Below are 8,581 nucleotides of genomic sequence, written 5' to 3' on the forward strand. Positions count from 1 at the left end.
CCTATTAAGGCAACAGGACTTTTAAAAAGGGTGAAGGGCGCCGGACAGATTTCCATCGGCGGCAGCGGAGCAATAGCAGCGGAAAACTAAGCTGATGCCCGCTTCCGGAAATAAAAAAAATGCCTTATACTTGTACTCTCTCCGCTACCGCGGGGGTGCCAGCTATCTTCCAATGCCCTTATACAATTCACATGCAAACCAGTCGCAGACATTTTATTAAAACCGCCGGTACAGGTCTGGCCGGTATCGGATTCCTGCCCCTGTTACATCCCATTCAACAGCTATGGGATACCACGGCGGATAGCCGCTTCCCCCGGTCACGGCCCGAGTCGCAAGGCGTTTCCTCCGCAGATATACTTCGCTTCGTGGAAGCCGCCAATGCCTCCGGTATCAACTGGCATAGCTTTATGTTACTACGGCATGGACATGTGGTAGCCGAAGGATGGTGGCATCCTTTTTCTTCCGAAAAAGTACATTCCCTGTATTCTCTCTCTAAAAGCTTTACCAGCACGGCTATAGGCATGTTGGTAAAAGAAGGTAAACTAGATATCAATACCCCTGTCATCTCTTTTTTCTCGAAAGAAGTACCCGACCAGCCTTCCGATAATCTGAAAAAAATGACGGTGAAACACTTGCTGACCATGAACACCGGTCACGCCGCAGATACTTTACCACCCATGCAACGCGCCGATAGTTCCTGGATCGCTATCTTCCTGGCGCAACCAGTCACCTTTACACCAGGTACACATTTCCTCTATAACACCGGCGCAACGTATATGCTGGGCGCTATCCTGCATGCCGTTACCGGCCAAATCCTGCAGGATTACCTGGCGCCACGGTTGTTTGAACCGCTTGGCATCAAGGGATACGATTGGGAAACCTCACCCGAAGGACTCAACGTAGCCGGGTGGGGACTGCGGGTAAAAACAGAAGACATTGGMAAACTGGGGCAACTCTACCTGCAACAAGGGCTGTGGAAAGGAAAGGAATTGCTGAGCAGCGACTGGGTAAAAGAAGCCACCAGTTATCAAACACCGTCGCAGGAAGGCAACGGCGACTGGTCACAGGGATATGGCTACCAGTTCTGGCGTTGCACACACGGCGCCTTCCGTGGAGATGGTGCATTCGGGCAATATTGCATTGTAATGCCGGATAAAGATGCCGTACTGGCTATTACCAGTCAAACCGATGATATGCAGCAATCACTCAACCTGGTTTGGAAATATTTGCTGCCAGCCATCCAGGATAATCCGCTGCCTGCAGATACTACCGCTTACAACGCATTACAAAACGCACTCGATCAGCTGGAACTACCTGTTGTAAAAGGCAATACCAGCAGTCCACTCGCAACCCGCTATCACCGCAAAAACTGGACGCCTGATAAGAATGACTTTGGCGCTACCGCTATGCAATTCGATTTCACCGACCGTGGTTGTACCTGGACTACCCAAACAGCGGCGGGCACTACTGCTATTAAGTTTGGCTGGGAGAAGTGGGCCGTCAACAAAGACCGGCAAACTTACCGTTTTCCGGAAGCAGGACTGAATCACAAACCTACACAGGTAGCCGGTACTGCCACCTGGATCAATGATCATACTTTACAACTGAATATGCGGTTTGTGGAAACGTTTCATGGAGATATGATCACCTGCACTTTTGATGATAACAAGTTGTCGATATCATTTTTAGACAGCATCACCGCAGCAGGATCTAAAAGGGATAGCAGAAAGGTATTAACTGCTGCGATTATTTAGCTTTGATACGATTGGCCGGCAGCACCTTCTGATGGGTGTCTGCCGACAATATATCGTTGTATAATTCCTTGGCCAGACTCAATGCCCCTTTCTCATTTTCAATAAATGCTTTATCTCTTTCCGCCAATACCTGGTTTTGTGGATTGATCCACCGGATCATTTTTCCTTTATAAAAATACGACCGGTCAGTAGTCACTTCAGAAAGGCGCATGTTGAAAGCTGAATCATAAAAAGGTACGTTGTATTTATACATCTGCAGAAAAATAAAAGCAGGCGCCCCATGATCATAGTAAATCGATGTACAGGATTTTCCTCCTTCTGCATATAGGCACTCTTCAATCAGCATCACTGTATCTTTCTGAAAATAACCTATTACCTCTCCCCCTTCCGTGGTTTCGCCCAGCCGGTCGGCCCATACCTTTCTATAGGCGGCTCTGTTAGCGTTGATCTCCTGGTATTTATTACGGATATCCTTCACTATTTCTGCAGCATGATCCTGGGAAAATAATGGCTGACACAGTAAGCAGAAGAAGATAAGCAGATAACCGGTTTTCATCGCTGGCATGATGGTACTTTTATAGGTAGATAACGATTAACACTATACGAAGCGCGACAACATCTCTTGTAAAGTACAACTTTCCCGGCGCAAAACAAGCGCAGTAAACCATTACGGTGAGGTCGTCAGTCCTGCCGGATCACCTTACCTTCTTTCATCACAAAGCTCACCTTCCGGATGGCTTCAATGCTATCAAGTGGATTTGTTTTCACCGCAATCATATCCGCGAAGTAATCGGGCGCGATAACGCCTCTTTCCTTTTCAATGCCCAGCAGTTCCGCTGCGTGGATGGTCATACATTGCAGGATGTAGTGGTAAGGTATGTGTGCATCTTTCCAGGTCTGCAGTATTTCCAGCGCCGCCTGGGCTCTGTCTTTCCCCGGCATCTCCATGATGATGTCCGAGCCAAATGCCATGGGTGTACCAATTTTATAAGCGCGTTGGAGGCTGTCAATATTCAGCTGGTAATATTTCAGCGCCAGTGCAGAATCAATGCCGTAGGCCATACTGTTGCTCACGGCCAGATCGGTGCCTACGAGGAAAGTCCCTTTCGACTTCATCAGGCGCAACAGATCGTCGTCCAGCTGTACCCCATGCTCCACAGCCGCAGCGCCGCCCATGATGACATTTCTCGCAGCTTCTCCACCTGATACGTGGGCGGTTACTTTTATACCGGCACTTTTGGCTTCGCTGACGGCGGCTTCTATTTCTGCCAAACTGTAATGGAAAGGATGTGCATCCGCCGCCAGTTTAATGACATTGGCGCCGTAGAAAATATTTTTCCGGACGGCTTTCCTGATTTCATCCGGACTATTGGCATCCAGGTATTCATAGTCCCAAAAATTTTCGTGTTCTATATCACTCATTGTTTGCCCGCCATACGGACTGATAATTTTTCCTGCATAAAAAATGGTAGGACCTTCTATCCATCCTTTCCGAATCGCTTTGATGACGTCGGCAGTAGCATAGTTGCCATCGTTCCCTATTTCCTTCACGGTGGTAAATCCATTGTTGAGCAGAACTGTAGCGTTATGGGCACCGCGTAACGCCCGCAGGGCGGTACTCTCCGTGGCATACATCTGCTCTATAGCCATTTTCTTATAGGGCATACCAACGGTCATGTGCACGTGGCAGTCCATGAGGCCAGGTAATATCCAGGAGTCCGACAGGTCAATCACTTTGTCGGTGGCCGCATAAGGTATATTGGTTCCCATCTGTTGAATTTTACCCTCTCTGACCAGGATTATTTGTTGCGACAACATTTTTCCTGTGCGGGTATCAAAAACATGTCCGGCTTTAATCACGGTGGTTTGGGCATTTACGATTCCGGTGAATAGCAGGGCTGCAAAAAAGGATAGCCGGGTGAGGGTGTACTTCATTGAATGTTTTGTTTAAAGTATATGTATAAAAATATTTTTGTAAGAAGCAGATAATATTATCCTTACCACACATCGTCCTCAACATAGATGCATCGTCCCTCTATTTCCATAAATAAAATATGCCGTATAACAGCAGATCTGACATTACACCGCAGTAAAGGATTCCTAACAACGGGATATTTCCCGGTGATTTTTTATTTAGAAAAACCCTATCTTTATCAAGTACACACTTTTAAGTCCTATTTAGAATTCGATTGAATTTTTTGCCCTGACCGCTGAAACCCTCAAAGAGAGCCTGATTATTTCCTTCCCGGGAAGTAATGTGATAATTGGTATAGACAGATAATCCCAAATCATTATTCTCTAACCTCAATAACTATTATTACACATGGAACCTTATCTCGCAATGATCATCGCATTTGGTGGTAATTTCACCATCAACGGTTGGGCGATGTGCTGGGGACAGCTTATGTCCATCGCACAAAACTCCGCACTTTTTGCACTTCTCGGTACTATTTATGGCGGGGACGGCGTTCAAACATTCGGACTACCGGATCTCAGAGGCCGTGCGCCTATTGGCTGGGGCCAGGGACCGGGCCTTTCCACGTACACTATTGGACAAAAAGCTGGTACTGAAAACACCACGCTGATTATTACCAACCTGCCGGCGCATAACCATACGGCAGACATCAGCAAATTGACATCGACCCCATCTGCCAGTACTGCTGCAGGCACCACTACTACACCAGGCAGTGCGCTGGTACCGGCTATGTTACCGACTATTGGCAGTGGCCCTTCCGGTAATCCAATCAACGGGTATGCAACGAAAGACAGCACTGCTACCCTGTCACCTGATACCGTAGGAGGCTCTATCAGTATTGGCATCACCGGTGGCAATCAACCTTTTTCTATCCTGAATCCTTATTTGGCTATTACGTATCTGATTGCCCTGAATGGCATATTCCCATCCAGGAGCTAAACAGCCTATCACTATTTTACGATCGATTATATGTCGGCTACCCCTCCGCTCACTATTGGGTTTCTTACCCCCTATTCGGGTATCTACCCCTTCTTTTCCCAACACCTGATAACCGGATGGTTACTGGGTATGGGACTGGACCCTGTGCGGCAACGCACGGTTCATTTTATTCCGGAGTTTACAAAAATGGGAGGCATGAAAGCCTCCGAAGAAGCAACACGCAAGCTACTCTTCTTCAACAATGTTGATATCCTGTCGGGGCTTATCAGTTACAAATCAATACCCGACCTGGTTCCCTTAATTGAACCCCAGAAAAAGCTGGCTTTCTTTTTTGATATGGGAGAATACATCCCTCATTTCCCCTATCTAAGCCCCGATATATTTTACGCTTCTCATCAATTATGGCAGTCACAGTATGCTTTGGGCCATTGGGCCCAAAGCACCTTTGGCGGCGGCGGTCATATGATTATGCCTATCTACGAGGCAGGCTATCATTTGAGCAGCACCTTTCAGCAGGGCGTCATGGCGGCCGGTGGCACCAGCCTGCACCTGAATATATTGCCCTTTGACCCGCAGGCCCCACATCAACTGGATCTCACCACTATTTTCAAACGATGGAAAGAGGACCCTCCCGCCTATGTACACGCTATTTTTTGTGGCTCACTGGGATTAAAATTCCTGGAAGCATGGATACACAGCGGTTTGCATAAAAACATCCCGTTACTCGTACAGGAAGCCATGGTATACGATGATATACTGGACGATATTAAGCACGCGGATATAGAACTCTACACCTCCCGCTCCTGGATGCGGGAAAATGAAAATAAAGCGAACCAATTGTTTGTAAAACAATTTGAAAAACTGGCCGGACAACCCGCCAATATTTATGCCCTGATGGGTTATGAAGCAGGGCTGATCTGGAAAGAATTGTTACCACATGCCCGCAAAAAAGACTGGGATAAAGTAAAGCAACAACTACGTACAGATGTTATACGCGGCCCGCGGGGAGAAAAGAACTTCTATCCGCTATCGGGCTTCGCATTACCAGACTCCAACATCATAAAAATTAATACTTCCGGCAACCAAATTCATAAAATTATTCTTGATCAGGGAAAAGGGATGCGCTTTGATGCGAAAGAGTTTGAGGTGATCCATGAAGAATCCGTATCAGGGTGGCAGAATCCCTTCCTCTGCATTTAACAGCGATTATGAAACATTTTTACTTTCGTGTTTTACAAATACTCCTGTGGGTATTCGGTACGGCATTTCTATCACTGCAGGTGAAAGCGCAGTATACCAGCACGGTGCTGGAAACCGGTAAATATTATACCGCTGTAGGCAAAGATAACCAGGATAACATCTATGTAACCGCTTACAACTCCACGACGCTGAAATACCAGGTGCTGAAGTATACCAATGGCACTGGTACGCCCACGGCTATTTATCAGGGATTAGCATTCAGCTCCTCCGAATACCCCTGGGCCATTGCTGTCAATAGCGCCGGAGATGTTTTCATCATGAACCCTGATCCTGCCAGTCATTGGCAGATCATAAAACTGGCTGCCGGCACTTATACTTCTTCCGTTATACAAAGCGGAAACTACTACACCGCATTGGCAGTAGACGCCAATGATAACCTCCTCACACTCGAATACAACGCTACTTCAACCAGCTACCAGGTGGTGAAATATGCTGCCGCTAATCTTACTGGTAGCGGCACGGTGGTATATAATGGGTTACCGTTGGCCTCCGGCCTCGGCACTTATCCCTGGGGCATTGTAACCGATCATTCCAATAATATTTATATCATCGACTTTCCTAATAATGCCTCCACTGGACGCCTGATTAAACTCACCGCACCTACCTATACAGCTACCACACTGGGTAGCGGCAAAGGCTATACGTCATTGGCTATAGACGGCCAGGATAATCTTTACACCACAGAAACAGCTCCTTCTCCAGCCAACAGGTCGCATATTATGAAGTATACCGCACCGGTGAGCGTAGGTGCAACCGGTACAGAAATTTTTACAGGTCTCACTATCGGAAGCCTGTTTTACCCGTGGGGGTTGGCAGTAGATAGCCATGGTACTTTATTTGCCGGCGATGGCGCTGCTGCTGGCAATGGCCGGTTTCTCAAATTATCACCGCCTGCCATCTCTGTCAGCAGTGTCACCAAAGTAAATAGCAGTCCTACCAATGCGAGCAGTGTACAATATACGGTTACCTTCAGCGGCTCCGCCAGCGGGGTCTCCGCTTCCGCATTTACCCTTACTACCACCKGCATTTCCGGCAGCAGTATCAGCAGCGTAACCGGCAGCGGCACTACGTATACCGTGACTGTCAATACCGGCAGCGGAGATGGTACGCTCCGACTCGATGTAAATGGAACCGGTATTGGCAATACTGTTACCGGGTTACCTTACACCAGCGGGGACGTATATACGATTGACAAAACAGCACCAACAGATACTATTAAAACTGCTCCACCCGTGCTGACCAACAGCACCTCTGCTACGTTTACTTTTGTGGCCAGTGAAACGGCTACCTTTGCTGCCAGCCTGGATGGAGGCGCTTACTCGGCCGCCACTTCCCCATTGACATTAACCGGCTTAGCTCCCGGATCTCATACATGGAAGGTACAAGCTACAGACAACGCAGGGAATGTAACGGCGACGCCAGCCAGCTATACCTGGGTAATAGACAATACTCCACCCACTATAACGTCAGTGGGAGTACCGACGAATGGCTATTATCACCTCTCTCAACCACTTAACTTCACCGTTAACTTCAGTAAGATCGTGCTGGTAACTGGTACGCCTTCTATTCCCGTCACGATCGGCAGCACCATACGACAAGCTGCTTATGTAAGCGGCAGCAGCACCAAAGCACTTTTATTTACCTATACCGTACAGAATGGCGACATGGATATGGACGGTATTGCCGTAGGCACAGCCATTGCCCTTAATAGTGGCTCCATCAAGGATTCCGCAGGTAATGCCAGTTCGCTGACACTCCAATCTGTTGGCAGTACCGCCAATGTGTTTGTGAATACAACGATACCGGGTGTAACCCTGACATCGGCCAGTACTTCTCCTCTCAACCAAACTTTTTCAGTCACCGCTACTTTTACAGAGAAAGTGAGTGGTTTGACCATGGGAGATTTCACGGTCACCAATGCAGGGATCTCCAATCTGTTAACCACCGATAGCATTACATTTACATTCAACGTGAATCCTACGGCGAGTGGCACGGTTACCGTGCAGCTTCCGGCTAATACGGTCACCAACAGTGGTTTGAATGGTAACAGCGCCTCTAATATATTGTCGCGTGTATACGATACTACCCCACCGAGTATCACATCCATAGATGTACCAGCCAATGGCATCTATCATCTGGGCGATGGTTTGCGGTTTAAAGCTCATTTCAGTAAATCCGTTGTAGTAACTGGAACGCCTACACTGGATATCACCATCGGCAGCACTGTCAGACAAGCGACCTATCAGGCCGGATCTGCATCTGACACACTGGGCTTCTTATATATTGTACAAAGCGGTGATCTGGATATGGATGGTATCGCGCTCGCAGCCGCCATCGTTGGAACTATCAAGGATTTAGCAGGTAACAGTGGTGTGCTCACATTACCAATAGTAAATACAAGTGGAGTACTGGTCAATACCATTCACCCGACAGTCGCCGTCAGCACCGCGGTTACTTCTCCGACCAATCAGCCTTTCACTGCTACCATTACGTTCAGCGAAGCTGTTACAGGGCTTTTAACTACTGGTATTACTGCTACCAATGCGACACTTAGCAATCTGCAAACAACGGATAATATTACGTATACCGTATTAGTAACACCGGGTGCCAATGGCGCGGTAACTGTACAGGTACCGGCCAATGCAGCCATTAA

General features: G+C 47.8%; 6 protein-coding genes. 4 read left to right on the forward strand and 2 right to left on the reverse strand.

Going from position 1 to position 8,581, the window contains the following annotated elements; all coding sequences use genetic code 11:
* Nucleotides 1–191: 191 nt before the first annotated feature.
* The gene (locus AC1DFM_RS25025; protein ID WP_477079508.1) at nt 192–1,754 is read left to right on the forward strand and encodes a serine hydrolase domain-containing protein; all 1,563 of its coding nucleotides are present in this window, start codon (nt 192–194) and stop codon (nt 1,752–1,754) included.
* On the opposite strand, the gene AC1DFM_RS25030 is transcribed toward AC1DFM_RS25025, so the two are convergent.
* Nucleotides 1,747–2,319, reverse strand: coding sequence for a hypothetical protein (locus tag AC1DFM_RS25030; RefSeq protein WP_477079509.1), 573 nt, complete (start codon nt 2,317–2,319; stop codon nt 1,747–1,749). The genes AC1DFM_RS25025 and AC1DFM_RS25030 overlap by 8 nt on opposite strands.
* A gap of 116 nt (nt 2,320–2,435) precedes the next feature.
* Nucleotides 2,436–3,689, reverse strand: a complete 1,254-nt coding sequence (locus tag AC1DFM_RS25035) for an amidohydrolase family protein (RefSeq protein ID WP_477079510.1) — start codon at nt 3,687–3,689, stop codon at nt 2,436–2,438.
* A gap of 388 nt (nt 3,690–4,077) precedes the next feature.
* On the opposite strand from AC1DFM_RS25035, the gene AC1DFM_RS25040 reads away from it, so the two are divergent.
* The 3 genes from AC1DFM_RS25040 to AC1DFM_RS25050 all read left to right on the forward strand — a co-directional run.
* Nucleotides 4,078–4,668, forward strand: a complete 591-nt coding sequence (locus tag AC1DFM_RS25040) for a phage tail protein (protein ID WP_477079511.1) — start codon at nt 4,078–4,080, stop codon at nt 4,666–4,668.
* 30 nt (nt 4,669–4,698) lie between these two features.
* Nucleotides 4,699–5,868 (forward strand): ABC transporter substrate-binding protein, encoded by a 1,170-nt coding sequence (locus AC1DFM_RS25045; RefSeq protein WP_477079512.1) that lies wholly within the window; start codon nt 4,699–4,701, stop codon nt 5,866–5,868.
* An 8-nt stretch (nt 5,869–5,876) separates the two neighbouring features.
* Nucleotides 5,877–8,581: Ig-like domain-containing protein (locus AC1DFM_RS25050; RefSeq protein WP_477079513.1), on the forward strand; the 2,705-nt coding region annotated here is incomplete at its 3' end.

It is taken from the genome of Chitinophaga sp. 05T412, assembly GCF_056396465.1.

Coding starts and splice junctions, on each gene's coding strand:
- AC1DFM_RS25030 (WP_477079509.1), bottom strand. CDS start 2,319: ATGCCAGCGATGAAAACCGGTTATCTGCTTATCTTCTTCTGCTTACTG.
- AC1DFM_RS25035 (WP_477079510.1), bottom strand. CDS start 3,689: ATGAAGTACACCCTCACCCGGCTATCCTTTTTTGCAGCCCTGCTATTC.
- AC1DFM_RS25040 (WP_477079511.1), top strand. CDS start 4,078: ATGGAACCTTATCTCGCAATGATCATCGCATTTGGTGGTAATTTCACC.
- AC1DFM_RS25045 (WP_477079512.1), top strand. CDS start 4,699: ATGTCGGCTACCCCTCCGCTCACTATTGGGTTTCTTACCCCCTATTCG.